This window comes from Kribbella sp. WER1, from assembly GCF_054189145.1.
Window position 1 is genome coordinate 730,803 of sequence record NZ_CM135186.1, and the last position, 15,170, is coordinate 745,972.

At 69.9% G+C, this 15,170-nt stretch carries 14 protein-coding genes and 1 riboswitch; of the genes, 5 read left to right on the forward strand and 9 right to left on the reverse strand.

Annotated features, from left to right (window positions below; all coding sequences use genetic code 11):
- Positions 1 to 39 precede the first annotated feature (39 nt).
- Positions 40 to 717 (forward strand): DUF899 domain-containing protein, encoded by a 678-nt coding sequence (locus tag ACXJJ3_RS03640; protein ID WP_458168474.1) that lies wholly within the window; start codon positions 40 to 42, stop codon positions 715 to 717.
- On the opposite strand, the gene ACXJJ3_RS03645 is transcribed toward ACXJJ3_RS03640, so the two are convergent.
- From ACXJJ3_RS03645 to ACXJJ3_RS03660, 4 genes are all read right to left on the reverse strand, one after another.
- Positions 705 to 1,499 carry an EamA family transporter gene (locus ACXJJ3_RS03645; RefSeq protein WP_458168475.1) on the reverse strand — a complete coding sequence of 265 codons (795 nt, stop codon included), beginning with the start codon at positions 1,497 to 1,499 and terminating at the stop codon, positions 705 to 707. The genes ACXJJ3_RS03640 and ACXJJ3_RS03645 overlap by 13 nt on opposite strands.
- Positions 1,500 to 1,676: 177 nt before the next feature.
- On the reverse strand, positions 1,677 to 2,420 hold the full coding sequence (locus ACXJJ3_RS03650) for an SDR family NAD(P)-dependent oxidoreductase (protein ID WP_458168477.1): 744 nt from the start codon (positions 2,418 to 2,420) through the stop codon (positions 1,677 to 1,679).
- Positions 2,421 to 2,451: 31 nt separating this feature from the next.
- Positions 2,452 to 3,519, reverse strand: coding sequence for a ribosome small subunit-dependent GTPase A (gene rsgA / locus ACXJJ3_RS03655; protein ID WP_458168478.1), 1,068 nt, complete (start codon positions 3,517 to 3,519; stop codon positions 2,452 to 2,454).
- A gap of 153 nt (positions 3,520 to 3,672) precedes the next feature.
- Positions 3,673 to 4,848 (reverse strand): YhjD/YihY/BrkB family envelope integrity protein, encoded by a 1,176-nt coding sequence (locus tag ACXJJ3_RS03660; protein WP_458168479.1) that lies wholly within the window; start codon positions 4,846 to 4,848, stop codon positions 3,673 to 3,675.
- A 63-nt stretch (positions 4,849 to 4,911) separates the two neighbouring features.
- Between ACXJJ3_RS03660 and ACXJJ3_RS03665 the strand changes: the two genes are divergently transcribed.
- Entirely contained in the window at positions 4,912 to 6,567 is a 1,656-nt protein-coding gene (locus tag ACXJJ3_RS03665; protein WP_458168480.1) for an acyl-CoA dehydrogenase family protein, read from the forward strand.
- A riboswitch (ZMP/ZTP riboswitch) is annotated at positions 6,566 to 6,648 on the forward strand. (Overlaps the previous gene by 2 nt.)
- Before the next feature lie 29 nt (positions 6,649 to 6,677).
- Positions 6,678 to 8,126: a glycine hydroxymethyltransferase gene (locus ACXJJ3_RS03670; RefSeq protein ID WP_458168481.1), complete on the forward strand. Its 1,449-nt coding sequence runs from the start codon at positions 6,678 to 6,680 to the stop codon at positions 8,124 to 8,126.
- On the opposite strand, the gene ACXJJ3_RS03675 is transcribed toward ACXJJ3_RS03670, so the two are convergent.
- Positions 8,119 to 9,669 (reverse strand): DHA2 family efflux MFS transporter permease subunit, encoded by a 1,551-nt coding sequence (locus tag ACXJJ3_RS03675; RefSeq protein WP_458168482.1) that lies wholly within the window; start codon positions 9,667 to 9,669, stop codon positions 8,119 to 8,121. The genes ACXJJ3_RS03670 and ACXJJ3_RS03675 overlap by 8 nt on opposite strands.
- A 63-nt stretch (positions 9,670 to 9,732) precedes the next feature.
- On the opposite strand from ACXJJ3_RS03675, the gene ACXJJ3_RS03680 reads away from it, so the two are divergent.
- Positions 9,733 to 10,203: a GbsR/MarR family transcriptional regulator gene (locus tag ACXJJ3_RS03680; protein WP_458168484.1), complete on the forward strand. Its 471-nt coding sequence runs from the start codon at positions 9,733 to 9,735 to the stop codon at positions 10,201 to 10,203.
- Positions 10,200 to 11,207: a hypothetical protein gene (locus ACXJJ3_RS03685; protein ID WP_458168485.1), complete on the forward strand. Its 1,008-nt coding sequence runs from the start codon at positions 10,200 to 10,202 to the stop codon at positions 11,205 to 11,207. The genes ACXJJ3_RS03680 and ACXJJ3_RS03685 overlap by 4 nt, the downstream gene beginning before the upstream one ends.
- A 47-nt stretch (positions 11,208 to 11,254) precedes the next feature.
- On the opposite strand, the gene ACXJJ3_RS03690 is transcribed toward ACXJJ3_RS03685, so the two are convergent.
- Genes ACXJJ3_RS03690 through ACXJJ3_RS03705 form a run of 4 tightly spaced genes read right to left on the reverse strand, consistent with a single transcriptional unit; the run spans position 11,255 to position 14,808 of the window.
- Positions 11,255 to 12,448, reverse strand: coding sequence for an amidase (locus ACXJJ3_RS03690; RefSeq protein WP_458168486.1), 1,194 nt, complete (start codon positions 12,446 to 12,448; stop codon positions 11,255 to 11,257).
- Complete coding sequence (locus ACXJJ3_RS03695; RefSeq protein ID WP_458168487.1) at positions 12,445 to 13,035, reverse strand: hypothetical protein; 591 nt, start codon at positions 13,033 to 13,035, stop codon at positions 12,445 to 12,447. The genes ACXJJ3_RS03690 and ACXJJ3_RS03695 overlap by 4 nt, the downstream gene beginning before the upstream one ends.
- Entirely contained in the window at positions 13,010 to 14,242 is a 1,233-nt protein-coding gene (locus ACXJJ3_RS03700; RefSeq protein WP_458168488.1) for an MFS transporter, read from the reverse strand. Before ACXJJ3_RS03700 ends, ACXJJ3_RS03695 begins: the two co-directional genes overlap by 26 nt.
- On the reverse strand, positions 14,239 to 14,808 hold the full coding sequence (locus ACXJJ3_RS03705; protein ID WP_458168489.1) for a winged helix-turn-helix domain-containing protein: 570 nt from the start codon (positions 14,806 to 14,808) through the stop codon (positions 14,239 to 14,241). The genes ACXJJ3_RS03700 and ACXJJ3_RS03705 overlap by 4 nt, the downstream gene beginning before the upstream one ends.
- Between the last annotated feature and the right edge of the window lie 362 nt (positions 14,809 to 15,170).

The following is a 15,170-nucleotide window of genomic DNA, read 5'->3' on the forward strand; positions in this document are numbered from 1 at the left end:
CACGTCGCCTTCGTCGTTCCGAGTCTGGTGGTGAGTGAGATGGACGAGTTCCCGGTCCCGCGGATCGTCGAGCGGGCGGAGTGGGACGACGCCCGGAAAGTTCTGCTGGCGCAGGAGAAGGCGTTGACGCGGATGCGGGATGCCGTCGCGGCGCAGCGTCGGCGGATGCCGGCGGTCGAGGTGAGCGGCGACTACGAGTTCACCGGCCCGGACGGGACGGTCACGCTGCGGGAGCTGTTCGACGGGCGGCCGCAGTTGATCGTGCAGCACTTCATGTTCGGCCCGGAGTGGGACGCGGGGTGCGACGGCTGTTCGATGATGGCCGACTCCATCGGTCCGCTGTCGCACGTGCACGCGCGCCGGACGTCGTTCGTGCTGGTGTCACGCGCGCCGATCGACAAGCTCACCGCATTCCGTGCCCGGATGGGCTGGGACCTGCCGTGGGTGTCCTCCGGCGGTACGACGTTCAACGAGGACTTCGGCGCGACCGTCGACGGCGAGGAACGCCAGGCGATCAGCGTGTTCCTCCGCCACGGGGATCGCGTCGTCCACACCTGGTCGACGTTCGCCCGCGGCGAGGAACCGTTCATGCTCGTCTTCGACCTACTGGACCTCACGCCGTACGGCCGCCAGGAGGCCTGGGAGAACTCGCCACACGGCTGGCCGCAGGACCCGCCGTACGAATGGATGCGGCTCCACGACAGCTATGACCTGTGACGTCTTGCTTGGGCGGTTACGGCCAGCAGAAGTACGGCTGCTCCGGCCAGAGCTAGTGGTGCCAGGTGTTCGTGGAAGATGAGCAGGCCGATCGCTGTGGCTACAACTGGTTCCAGCAGGGCTATTACGGCTGCTGTTGAAGCTGGGAGCGTACGTAGGCCTGCGTAGAACAGCGTGTAGGCCAGGGCGGTGGGGACTAGGCCGAAGTACGCGATCAAGAGCCAGCCGGTCCAGGTAGTGGGCAGTGCGGCGAACGGCGACAGTAATAGGGCTCCGGTTGTGAAGCCTAGGAGTGCTGTTGCCAGCGGGTCCTCGCTGTTGCGGCTCACGAGAGTCGTTAAGGAGTAGCCGGCCGCAGAGGCGACGGCTGCTGCTATGCCTGGCAGGCTTGTGCTGCCGGTGGTGGCGGTCAGTAGGGCCAGGCCGGTGATCGCGATGAAGGTGGCTGAGGTCAAGCGCTCGCGGGCAGCGAGCGTAATGATGACGGGGGCGGCGCCCAGCGCGATGACCGTGGCTATTCCTACGCCAACACGTGGAATGGCGGTGAAGTAGCCGAGTTGGCAGACGGCCAGGCCGACGCCGCTCAGGACATGGCGTGGTCGCACACTGCGTAGAGGTGCTCGGCGTACGAGCACGAGCCAGATGGCTGCCGCGGCGAGGCGCCAGAACGAGGTGGCGAGCGGGGTCAGGCCTGCGTACTGCGACAGCAGGGCGCCGGTAGGGCCGCCGGTTCCCCAAGCGAGGGCCGCCAGGACGACGAAGACGAGAGCACGACGGTGCATCGGATACTCCGGGATGATGTTCGCAACGGGTGGTCGGGGCGTCTGCGAACAGGCCGAAGAAGCTCAGGTCGCGGGACCTGAGCGCAGGGGAAGCCGTCCGCTAAGCGGCGGCCGGCGGGGTGATGATGCGATGCACGGGAGGACCTTAACCAGTCCCCGGGACGGCGGGCGAGCGGTTTACATCCGCAGGTATGAGCCGCCGTTGAAGTCGAGGACGGTGCCGGTGGCGAACTCTGCCTCCGGGGATGCGAGGTACAGGATCGCGGCCGCTACCTCGGACGGGCCGGCGACGCGTTCGAGGGGGCTTTCCAGCCGGCGTCGGTCGTAGCCGTCGCCGGCCAGGTTCACCGCGGCCATGTCGGTGACCGTCCAGCCCGGTGCGATCGCGGTGACGGCGATGCCTTCCGGGCCGAGCGCCCGCGCCAGGGATTGGGTGAACGACACGATCGCCGCCTTCGACGCGCCGTACGCGGGCTGGTTCGGCTCGCCGCGGAACGCGCCGCGGGACGAGACGTTCACGATCCGCCCGCCGCGGGTCATGTGCCGTACGGCGCACCACGTGACGTTGGACGGGCCAACGAGATTCACCGCGAGCGTGTCGGCCCACACCCGCTGCCATTCGGCGTACGTCGTCTCCCGGATCCGATGCGGGTGGTAGACGCCGGCGTTGTTCACGAGTACGTCGATGCTGCCCAGCGCGGTCGCCGCGTCCGAGACCATCGCCTCGATCGCGTCCGGATCCGCGAGGTCCGCCTGGACGGCGAGATGGCCCGACCCGGGCAGCTCCTTCACCAGCTGCGCGGCTGCCTCGCCGGACGAGCTGTAGTGTACCGCCACCCGGTCCCCCGCGGCGGCGAACGCTCGCGCCGTCGCCGCGCCGATCCCCCGCGAAGCCCCTGTCACCAGCACTGATCGGTTCATGCAACCGATCCTTTCATCAAAAGACACAGCATCAAGGACGAGGCTTCCAGTCCCGGCGGTACGACTTCGCCGCCCGGACCCACTCCTTCTTCGCCTCGTTCCGCAGCCGCACGTCCGCACGCCGCGCCATGTACGCCGCCTCGCGCTGCAGCTTCACCCAGCTCTCGTACCGCCGGTACGGCAGCGTGCCGTCCTCGAGCCCCGCCCGTACCGCGCACCCAGGCTCCGACTCGTGCGAGCAGTCCTTGAACTTGCACTGCTCTGCCAGCTCCGTGATGTCCGGGAACGCCGCGGCCAGCCCTTCCCCGCTCTCCTGCAGCCCGATCCCCCGCAGCCCAGGCGTGTCAATCACGACGCCACCAGACGGCAACACGATCAGCTCGCGCCGTACAGACGTATGCCGCCCCTTGCCGTCCTCCCGGATGTCCTGCACGTCCAGCAGTTCCACACCGGCCAGTGCGTTCACCAGCGACGACTTACCCGCACCGCTGGACCCCAGCAGCGCCAGGGTCGCGTTACCGGCCAATAGCTCACGTACGCCGTCCATCCCGGCGCCCGTGCTCGCACTACACACCAGTACGTCGGCCCCGGGCGCAGCAGCGGCCACGTCCTCCGCCAACAGCTCGGCGTCGCTCACGAGGTCCGCTTTGGTCAGTACGACGACCGGCCGCGCGCCGCTCTCCCAGGCGAGCGCCATGAAGCGCTCGATCCGGACGATGTTCGGCTCCGGGACGAGGCCGACGACGATCGCGATCACGTCGACGTTGGACGCGAGCACCTGGCCGCGGGACGACCCGCCGACCTCGGCGCGAACGATCGCGGACCGGCGGGGCAGGACCGATTCGACCGTGATCCGGTCATCCGGCCAGAAGCGCAGTACGACCCAGTCACCGGTGCACGGGCCGGCCTGGGCGTCCGACGCTATGTCGGCGAGCAGTGCTCCGGACCAGCTGGCCCGGACCGGCCCGTCGGTGGTGAAGACCGTCGCCAGGCCTTTGTCGACCCGGGCGACCCGTCCCGGGACCAGGTCCTCGGGGACGTCGTGCAGAGCAGCGGCCGTGGAGCTGTCGAGTCCCAGGGCCTGGAGTGTGGCTGACATGCGGCGAACCTTTCGAAGGGTCCGGCCGCGGGTTTCAGCTCCGCGGACGGACGACAAGGAAGACAACGGGCCGTTCGGCCTGTTCGAAGCTCATGGCGGGTTGCCTCCCTTCGGGTCCTGTGCGGTCCGCCTGGACCGGCTGTCGCGATGCCGTCAGCGTAGGTCGTCGCCGTCCCCCTGCGCACCCGGTTTTCCGACCCGCGCCGGCTCGTCGGACGGCTCCTCGACAGCCTTCTTCTTTTCAGTGGCCTTTTTGCCGATGGCCGCCTTCTTCAGACCCTTGCGTACGGCGGGAGCGATCTTGCGCGGCTCCTCCGCCAACTCCTCAAGCTTGCGCGCCGCCTCGGCCTCCGGACGCTCGTCCGACTCCACCGGCGTCAGCGAGTGGTGCTGCTCCGGCTCCGCCTTCATCACCGGCTCGACCTCGTCCGCGGCGGGCTCCGGCTCGTCCTTCTTCACCTCGGCGACCTGCGCCCGGTGCGGCCACAGCCGGTCCACCACAGCGTTCAGCGCGGCACCGATCAGTACCGCGATCGCGGTCATGTAGAGCCACATCAGTACCGCGATCGGTGCCGCCAGTGGGCCGTAGATCGACGTACCGCCGACCGTGCTCTGCAGGACCCAGCGGAGCACGAAGCTGCCCAGGATCCAGATCGACAGCGCCAGGAACGAGCCCGGCAGGTCCGAGACCCACGGCGTCCGGATCGGGACCGACAGGTGGTACAGGGTGTTCAGGAAGCCCGCGGACAGGATCGTGACGACCGGCCAGTACAGCTGGTTCAGGAAGTCGAGGCGGTGCGGCAACAGTTCGTCGACCGCGCTCGGGCCGGCCAGCACCAGCGGCAGCACGATCACGCCGATCACCAGCGCGGCGCAGTACAGGCTGAACGACAGCGCGCGGGTCCGGACGATGCCGCGCTTGCCGCCCATCCCGTACATGATCGTGATGGTGTCCACGAACACGTTCAGCGCCCGGCTGCCGGACCACAGCGCCAGCACGAAACCGATCGAGATCACGTCCGGCCGGCCGCCGTTCAGCACCTGGTCCAGGGTCGGCGCGATCACGTTCTTGATCGAGTCGTCGGTGAGCGCCCGGGCGGCCAGGTCGACGATCTGCTGCTTGACGTCGTTGATCGTCTCGACCTCGAACCACCGGCTCGCGATGTAACCGAGCGAACCCGCCAGCCCGAAGATCAGCGGCGGCAGCGAGAGGATCGCGAAGAACGCCCCCTCGGCCGCGAGACCGGTGACCCGGTAACGCAAACACACCCCGACCGTCTGGGTGAGCAGCTTCCAGGTCGTCGCGGGGACTTTGCGAACCCATGCCAATGAGAGGGAGCTCCCACCAGTGGGTCCTGCCCCAGAACGTGCCATACCGCTTACCGTACTGACATGGCGGACCCATTCGCGGTAACGAACCAGGCTCCCCCACTGCGGGGCGTGAACTTCTTCACGCGCGACCCGGCGCTCGGTGACGCTCTGCGTCCGTACGCCGCCCTCGCCGGCGACCTGACCGCCGACCCCGGGCTGACCCGGATCGGCGAGCTGGCCGGCTCCGAGGAGGCCCGCGCGCACGCCCTCCCGGCGAACCAGAACCCGCCCGTCCTGCGCACCCACGACCGGTACGGGAACCGGATCGACGAGGTCGACTTCCACCCGTCGTGGCACTGGCTGATGGAGCAGGCCGTCGGGTTCGGGCTGCAGGCCGCGCCGTGGACGAGCGACCAAGCGGCGCCGCACCTGCGCCGGGCGGCCGGGTTCTACCTCTGGTCGCAGGTGGAGCCCGGGCACGGCTGCCCGATCTCGATGTCGTACGCCGCTGTCCCGGCGCTGCGGGCGGACGAGCGGCTCGCGGCGGAGTGGGTACCGCGGCTGGCGTCCACGGAGTACGACGTACGACGGCTGCCGGCCGCGGCGAAGGGCGGCGTACTGGCCGGGATGGGGATGACCGAGAAGCAGGGCGGGTCCGACGTCCGGGCGAACCTGACGACGGCGACGCCGGCCGGGGACGTGTACCAGCTGGACGGGCACAAGTGGTTCTGTTCCGCGCCGCAGGTGGACGTGTTCCTGGTGCTCGCGCAGGCGCCGGACGGGCTGAGCTGCTTCGTCGTACCGCGGGTGCTTGCCGACGGCAATCGGAACCCGTTCGCGCTGCAGCGGCTGAAGGACAAGCTCGGGAACCGGTCGAACGCGTCGTCCGAGGTGGAGTTCCACGGGACGATCGGGTACCGGCTGGGCGAGGAGGGCGCCGGGGTCCGGACGATCATCGAGATGGTCGCGGCCACCCGGCTGGACTGCGTACTCGGGTCGTCCGCCCTCCAGCGGCGGGCGCTCGTGGAGGCCGTCTGGCACACGCGGCATCGGTCGGCGTTCGGCGGACTGCTGGCGGACAAGCCCGCGATGCAGAACGTCCTCGCCGATCTCGCGATCGAGAGCGAAGCCGCGACAGCCCTCGCCATGCGCCTCGCCGCAGCCGTCGACGCATCTCGCGGTGGGGCGGGCGAGCGCCCGCGCAGCGCGGCGGCCGAAGGGGCGTTTCGGCGGATCGGGTTGCCGTTGGCGAAGTTCTGGGTATGTAAGCGGACGCCGTTCATGGTTGCCGAGGCGCTGGAATGCCTCGGCGGGAACGGGTACGTCGAGGAGTCCGGGCTGCCGCTGCTCTACCGGGAGTCGCCGTTGAACTCGATCTGGGAAGGATCAGGCAACGTCAACGCGCTCGACGTACTGCGGGCGCTCCGGCGGCCGGAGTCGCTCGACGCCTGGCTGACGGAGCTGGCGGCCGTGCAGGGTGCGGACCAGCGGCTGGATGCCGCGGTCAACGACGTGTTGCAAGCGCTTGCTGATGTCGACAACGCCGAGGCCGGTGCGCGACGGCTCGCCGCGCTGATGGCCCTGTGTCTGCAGGCTTCGCTGCTGATCCGGCACTCGACGCCGGAGGTCGCGGACGCGTTCGTCGCGTCGCGGCTGGCGGGCGACTGGGGCGGCGTCTTCGGCACGCTCCCACGGACGACGCCGTTCGAGCGGATCCTCGACCGCACGATAGGGTGAGCGGCGTCGCGACTGGCGCGCTGAAGGTGGAGAACCACCGGGGAGCGAAACCCGTCGGCACCGTGCGCCTGGGTGCCTTCGACCCACTGCAAACCGCAGGAGAGACAACGATGACTCAGACCTTCGATGCCGCCGCCGCGTCGGCCGCGTACAACAACGCGCTGCAGGTGATCGCCGCGGTCGAGCCGACCATCGCCGGCGCGATCCGGGCCGAGCTGGCCGACCAGCGCTCCTCGCTGAAGCTGATCGCGAGCGAGAACTACGCCTCCCCCGCCACGCTGCTGACGATGGGCAACTGGCTGTCGGACAAGTACGCCGAAGGCACCGTCGGGCACCGCTTCTACGCCGGCTGCCAGAACGTCGACACCGTCGAGCAGACCGCCGCGGACCACGCGCAGGCGCTGTTCAACGCCCCGCACGCCTATGTCCAGCCGCACTCCGGCATCGACGCGAACCTGGTCGCGTTCTGGGCGATCCTGGCGCAGCGGATCGAGTCTCCGGCGCTCGCCGAGGCCGGCGCGAAGCACGTCAACGACCTGACCGAGGAGGACTGGACCAAGCTCCGCAAGGCGCTCGGCGACCAGAAGATGCTCGGCATGTCGCTGGACGCCGGCGGCCACCTGACGCACGGTTTCCGGCCGAACATCTCCGGCAAGATGTTCAACCAGCACTCGTACGGGACGAACCCCGCGACCGGCCTGCTCGACTACGACGAGGTCGCCCGGGCGGCGCGTGAGTTCAAGCCGCTGATCCTGATCGCCGGCTACTCGGCGTACCCGCGCAAGGTGAACTTCGCGAAGATGCGCGAGATCGCCGACGAGGTCGGCGCGACCCTGATGGTCGACATGGCGCACTTCGCCGGCCTGGTCGCGGGCAAGGTGTTCACCGGCGACTTCGACCCGGTGCCGCACGCGCATGTCACCACCACGACCACGCACAAGTCGCTGCGCGGCCCGCGCGGCGGCATGGTGCTGTGCCAGCCGGAGTACGCCGAGTCCGTCGACCGCGGCTGCCCGATGGTGCTCGGCGGCCCGCTCAGCCAGACGATGGCGGCGAAGGCGGTCGCGCTGGCCGAGGCCCGGCAGCCCGCCTTCAAGGAGTACGCGCAGAACGTCGCGGACAACGCGGTCACGCTCGCCGAGGGCCTGATGAAGCGTGGCGTCAAGCTGGTCACGGACGGTACCGAGAATCACCTCGTCCTGCTCGACGTCTCGTCGTACGGCATCACCGGCCGGCAGGCCGAGTCGGCGCTGCTCGACGCGGGCATCGTGACCAACCGGAACGCCGTACCGCGGGACCCGAACGGCGCCTGGTACACCTCCGGAGTCCGGATCGGTACGCCGGCGCTCACCACGCGTGGGTTCGGCGCCGACGAGTTCGACCGGGTGGCCGAGCTGATCGTCGACGTCCTCTCGTCTACCACCCCGACGACGACGGCCGCGGGCGCTCCGTCGAAGGCGAAGTACGTCCTCGCCGACGGCGTCGCCGACAAGACCCGCGCCGCCTCCGCGGAGATCCTCGACAAGCACCCGCTGTACCCGGGCCTCGAGCTCAGCTGATCACGACCTGCCCGTCCTCGGCCTGCCGGGGGCGGGCAGCCTTTTTCGGCATCAGTACCGCGGCGAGAATCGCGCCGGCGACGGCGATGCCGCCGGAGACCCACATGGTGGTGTTCAGGCTGGTCAGGAACGCGTCCCGCACACTGCTCGCCAGCCCCGCTGACCCGGTCTTGGACGCCACCGCGAGCCCACCGGCCAGGCTCCGCTCCGCCGCGTCCGCCACCTGGGCCGGCAGACCGGTGGTGTCGACGTTCTGCCGGTACACCGAGTTCAGTACCGTTCCGAGCACCGCGACACCGACTGTCCCGCCGACCTGACGGAACGCCTGCAACAGCCCGGACCCGGTACCGGCGCGCTCCGGATCCAGGACCCCGAGCGCGGCGTTCATTGCCTGCGGCATCGAACACCCGAGGCCGAACCCGACCACCACGAACCAGATCGCCGTGTACCCGTACCCGGTGCCGAGGTCGGTGAACGCGCCGAGCACGAACCCGACCGCCATCACCACGAACCCGGCCATCACCACCAGCCGGGTACCGATCCGCGACTCCACCGGCTCGGCCAGCTTCGCGCCGACCGTCATCCCGCCGATGAACGGCAGCAACTTCAGCCCGGTGTGCAATGCGTCGGACCCGTTGATGCCCTGGAAGTACTGCGGCATCGTGAACAGCAACCCGAAGATCGCGAACACCGACACCGTCAGCAGTACGGCGCCGCCGGTGAACACGCGCTCGCGGAACAGCCGCAGCTCGATCAACGGCTCCGGGTTCCGCCGCTGCCAGACCAGGAACCCGCCGATCAGTACGACGGCCAGCCCGAGGAACACGATCGTGACCGCGTCCGACCAGGACGACTCGCCCGCCTTGGTCACGCCGTACACCAAGGTGGCGAGACCGGCGCTGGAAAGCACGATGCCGAGCCAGTCGATCGCCGGACGCCGCGAACTGCGGGTCTCCGGCACCAATAGCGTGACCGCGAGCGCGGCGAGGAACGCGATCGGGACGTTCATCCCGAAGATCCACTGCCAGCCGGCGTGGTCCAGCAGCAGGCCGCCGACGATCGGGCCGAGCGGCATACCGATGCTGTTGGCAACGACGAAGAAGCCGATCGCCTTCTTCCGCTCCTCCTCGGTGCGGAACAGCACGGTGATCAGCGAGAGCGCGACCGGGACGATCATCGCGGCGCCGATCCCGAGGAACGCCCGGGCGGCGATCAGCCCGCCGGCCGAGTCCGCCAGCGCGCAGGCCAGGGACGCGAGCCCGAACAGCGTGAGCGCGATCGCGATGATCTTGCGGCGCCCGTACCGGTCGCCGAGCAGGCCGGCCGGCAGCAGCAACGCGGCGAGCACCAGGTTGTAGCTGTTCGCCATCCACTGCAGCTGGCTGGTGGACGCGTCGAGGTCCTTGGCGAGGGTCGGCAACGCGACGTTGAGCACGGTGGTGTCCAGGCCGAGCACGAGGACGGCGAGACACAACGCGATGAGGACACCGAAGCGGCGGGCGCCGGTGAGCGTCGGCGCTGCGGTGGTGGCGTCTGAGGTCATGAAATTCAAGTTATCAGAAATTTGTGATAGTTGCGATAAATCCGATGACTGTAAGCTTCAACTATGGCGGAAGAACCGAGCCGGGAGGCGGTCAGCCAGTTCGTCGAGCGATTCGCCGGCGTGCTGGCGAACAGCGGCGTACCGACGATGTCGGCTCGGGTGATGGGCGCGATGCTCGTCAGCCCGGACGGGACACTGACCGCGGCCGAGCTCGCCGAGTCCCTGAAGATCAGCCAGCCGGCCGTGTCCGGCGCGGTCCGGCAACTGCTGCAGGTGTCGTTCATCTCCCGCGAGCGGGTGCCCGGGTCCCGCAAGGACCACTACCGGATCCGCGAGGACGTCTTCGCCGCGATCCTCGAGCGCCGCAACCTCGCCCTGGGCGAATGGGAGTCCACCAGCCGCGCCGGCGCGAACCTCTTTCCGGCCGGCAGCCCCGTCGCCGAGCGGCTGACCGAGGCCGCGGACTTCTTCGCGTTCATCCACGCCGACATGGACCAGATGATCAAGGCCTGGCGGGCGGACCGCCACCAGTGAAACCCCTCGGCGGTACGGCGTGGCTCGACAGCGACGAGCGGGTCGCCTGGGAGACGCGGATCATGCGCCGCCGAGTCCCGCTGTACCGCGCCGGGATCGCGGCACTCCGCGCCCTCAACACCCTTACCCGCGGCCGTCCGTCGCTGCGGGTCACCCGCTGGGAACGGGTCGGCCCGCACGGCGCGACGTACGCGATGGACAAGCTCGAGACGATGACCGGCCGGACCGACCATCCGGTCACCTCCCGGAGCGAGCTCCGCGCCCGCACGTCGTTCGCGTCCCGGCTCGCGCGGGCCGTGTCGGCGGACGAATGGCCGCAGATCATCGCCGAGTACGACCGACGCCGACGCGGGGAACGTCCGCAGTACCACTATGTCGGCCACCGACCGCTGAACGCCGCGTCGCACGCGCTGATGGACGAGGCGTGGGTCCGCGGCGAACTCCCGACGGACGAGTTCCGCGCGTGGAACGTCCTGAAACACGAGGACGACGGCGCTTTCTACAGCGAGTTCTTCACGCACGGCAACGCCCGCGGCTACCCCGGCGGCGAAACCAACCCCGGCTTCCGCCGCGGCCGCATCATGTTCGACGTCGCCTGGCGCGACAAGGCCACGCTGCCCCTCGAACGCCAGATCCTCCGCCGCAGCCGCGTCCTCCGCGCCAAGGAACTCGTCAAGTTCCTCCGCACCGAACTCCGCGAGGCCGTCCACCCGCCGGCCCCGACCACCACGACCACCACGACCACCACCGAGAAGCGCCCGGACGTCTACACCCCTGAGGTCGTAGCCGCCCTCGCCGACTTCACGAAGCCCGCCGAATCCCGCTCCCCCACCGCCCGCGGCGAAACCACCCCGAACCCGCACCGCACCGCCGCCATCGAAGCCGCCAACACGGTGGCCAAGGCCCTCCCACCGCCAGCCACCTCACGCACCCCTCCGCAACCCCCGACGACCCGGCCCAAGAACCGTCCCTCCCACACCCCAGACCGCCACCCACAGCGCTGACGGGCGTGGATGCCGCCCAACGGGCTTCGTGTTAGCTGCGGCGCAGGTCACCGCGGCCCTGGACGCGCGACGTGGATCGGAGGTGGGGGCAGGTCTACCTGGAGGTGGTGAGCGAAGGCGAGGGCTGTCGTGTCGGCATCGTGGGGAGCGACTACCTGGGCGCCTACCGGGAGGCCGGAGGCCAAGCCCGCTGGGACGCTGACGGCGGGGTGGCCGGTGACGTTGAAGGTCCAGCACGGGTCGCCGGTGACGATGCTCTGCTCGTGCTGGTCGTAGCCGTGGGCAACGGTCAGCGTGGTGGGGGTGACGAGAACGTCGGCGTCGGTGAAGAGGTCTGCCAGCGCGGTGTTGTTGTGGTCCCGGATCTCGCGGGCGCGCCGTACCTCGGCTGCTGTCACGCCGCGGCCGTTGTCGAGGGCCGAGAGGACCGGCCAGGCTTCGTCGGTCGGCTCGAGGTCCAGCTTGGTGTCGATCAGTTCCACGTCGCAGGCGGCCAGCCGGGCGCGGATCACCTGATCCACTTCCTCGTCGGCCGGATGCGCACCGAGCGTCGAGCAGTACGCGACCCGCCAGGTGCGAGCGCTGGGAGCGGTGGGGACTGGCCAGTGAGGTAGCGCGGTCGGGTCCAGGCGGTGCGGGCCGGTGGTGAGGCTCGTGGCGAGGATGACGTCGTCGAGGTCGGCGCCGACAAGGCCGGCAGTGGTGAGTTGGCCGAAGCCGCGGCCCGTGGGGCGCGGGACACGGCCGTATGTGCCTTTGAAGCCGACGATGCCGCAGAACGAGGCGGGGATCCGCAACGAGCCGCCGCTGTCCCCACCGGTCGCGAGCGGTACGACGCCTGCCGCCACCGCGGCCGCGCCGCCTGCGGTCGAGCCGCCCGGCGAGCGCGTGAGGTCCCACGGGTTGCGCGTGTACTCGCGTCCGTTCCAGCCGAACGTCAACGCCACGGCCCCGCTCCGAGCCCGCGTCGACCAGCCGATCGGGATCGCCCCGGCCGCGGTCAGCCGCTGCAGGATCGGCGACTCCGGCGGCGTCCGCGCCTTCACCAGGAACGGCACCGCGGCCAGCGCCCCCGCCACATCCACCCGCTCCGCCGCCCGCCGTGCTCCGTCGATGTCCAGCCCGTCCAGGAAATGCAGCACCGAGTCCCATCGCAGGGCCGCCCCCAGCGCCTCCTCGACCACGTCCCGCGCCGACACCGTCCCCGCCTGCACCGACTCCGCGATCCCTCGCGCCGTCATTCGGCGACCAGGCAGTAGGAGAACGGGAGGCGGCGGTCGAGCCAGTCCGCGGTGATGGTGATGTGGGTTGTGCCTTCGGTGTACATGGCGAGTTCGCGGTCGGCGCGCCATTCAAGAGTGCGGGTCTTGGCGGGTTGGTCGTCGCCGGCACCTGTGAGACCTTCCAGTACGCCGACCACCAGGCGGGTGGCTGCTTTCGCCGCCAGGCGTACCGGTGGGCCGCTCAGCCATTCGGTACGGCCGAGAAGGTCGGAGTGGCCGGGCTGATGGATCTGCCAGTTCGGGCGGAGGAGGCGGCGGGGTGGGAGGCGGGTGATCGTGCCGAGTTCTGCGCCGGCGGCGTCCTCGACGGTCCACGAGTGGCGCGAGACCTCGACCACCCGGCACAGCGGCCGCGTCAGGTCGGCGTCGAGGTAGAGGGTCCGTTCGGCGCCGACGTACGCGCAGGCGGTGAGCACACGTTCGTCCCTCGGGCCGGACGGTACGCGGATCGCGTTCGGGCCCCACTCGACGCGGTTGCGGGTGCGGGTTGCGGGCCGTTCGACGTTGCCGAGCGTGAACTCATCGACGCTCTCCCAGTCGGGCACGCGCCGAGTCTACGGGCGGCTGCACCCGCAGCGCGGCCCACAGGACGAGCGCCGCGAACAGTACGCCGACCAGCACGCACGCGCCCGCGATCCCCATCCCGGAGACCAACGCCCCGAACCCGGTCATCGCGACCGGCATCAGGGCCTCGTCGGACAGGTTCACGATGCTGTAGCTCCGCCCGAGGTACGACGGATCGACCGACTGCTGGAACGCCGCCGACAGCTGCGCCGACGCGAGGCCCGCCGTACAGCCGATCATCGCCATCGCGACGAACACCGCGAGCCGCGGCACCACCCCGATCATCGCGCACCCGGCAGCCTGGACCACCAGCGCCAGCAACCCGGACCGCGCCAGGTCCGTGGGCTTCCACCGCATCGCCAGCACAGCACCGCCGGCCGCCGCGATCCCGGAGGCCGCCTGGAACCAGCCGTACCAGGCCGAGCCCCACCCCTCGGAGTGCGTCCGCTGAACCAGGCCGACCGCGAGGATCGGCCCGACGCACAGGTTCAGCCCGGAGAACGCGATCACCAACGTCCGCGCCCGTACGTCGCGCCGCAGGTACGCGAACCCGGCCCGCAGATCGGCACGCACCGATCCACCCGACGACGCCGGCTGTGGCAACCGCGGCTTCACCAGGAACGCGAGCGCCACCGCGATCACCCCGAACGACGCCGCGTCGACGACCATCACCGTCACCAGCCCACCGTGCGCGACCAGCAACCCGCCCAACGGCGCCCCGGCGAACGCCGCCAACCGCGTCGCCAACTGCGTCCCCGCCGACAACTTCACCAGGTCCGAAGACTGCACCATCCGCCGCGGCAGCGTCCCGGACGCGGGCGTGTACAACGCGTCGACCGCCCCGAACACCACCGCCACCGAGATCAGCAACGCGAGCGACAACCCCCACACCAGCACCGCCACGGCGGCGACGGCGAGTACGACGATCCGCGCCAGGTTCGCGAGGATCATCGTCCGCCGCCCGTCGAGCCGGTCCGCGAGCGCGCCGCCGTACAGCAGGATGAGCGCCTTCGGCAGCGCGCCGATGCCCATCACCAGTCCCGCCCCGGCCGGGGTGGTCACCTGCGCGGCGCTCCAGGCGAGGCCGACGTACCACGCGGTGTCACCGGCCCACGAGATCGCGGCCGACAGGATCCAGCCGTGCACCCGGCGGTCTCTGCGGAGCGGCGGGAAGACCGGGGCGTTCACGGCCGGGCAGGTACGGCGTGCGCGAAGAAGAACACGCGCTCCGCGTCCTCCCCCTCGGCCGGGTGGTCGCCGTACTCGCGGACCAGGTCCTCGATCCGTTCGCTGAGCTCGACGAGCTGCGACGGCGTCAATGTGAGCCATCTCTCGGTCGCGTACGCCGCCCGTACCCAGGGCTCGTCGAACTCGTACCGGATGTCGAACCACTGCCGCACTTTCCCGACATGATGCGCCAGGTTCACGTCCTCGGCGGAGGCCGCGACGAGCTCCCCCGCCGGGTCGCCCTGGGCGTCCGCGATGGACCACGAGTACTCCGAGGTGTCGCCGAGCTTCCACCAGCGTTCGCGCCGGGTCTTCGCGAGCTCAGGCGCTTCGACGATCACGCCCGCGGACGCGAGAACCTTCAGGTGATGGCTGACGTTGCCGACAAGTTCTCCGGTCGCCGCGGCCAGCCGGGAGGCGGTCGCGGGGCCCTCGACGTGCAGCAGGTCGAGCAGCCGGCGGCGCAGCGGATGGTGCATCGCGGCCAGCACGGACGGGGTCACGGCACGGCGGTTCGGAGGCGTCATGGAGGCCACCGTAGCTTCCGCAAGAACTCTTGCACAAGAGTTCTTGCGGAAGACTCGAACCGCCGAAATCAATCTCCACCAGACTGCTAGACATAGCCACATCGTGAGATCGGGTCTCAGGATGTAGGAATGGGAGTTGATTTGTCAGGCGTTCGCGCTGACGCTTGTGGACATGCTCGCTGCCCTTTCCACCCACCTCGTAGGTCGCATTCATGTCGACCTCGGGCGGATGCGCAGCGCCATCTGTTGTCCTTCGATGTTCTGACAGCCCCCTGATCATTCCCCGATCACCGCTGGGTGCGCACCGCGCGGAACACATCGAACCGACGACGCTTCGATCTCCCCGCCGCTGGTGAGCACCT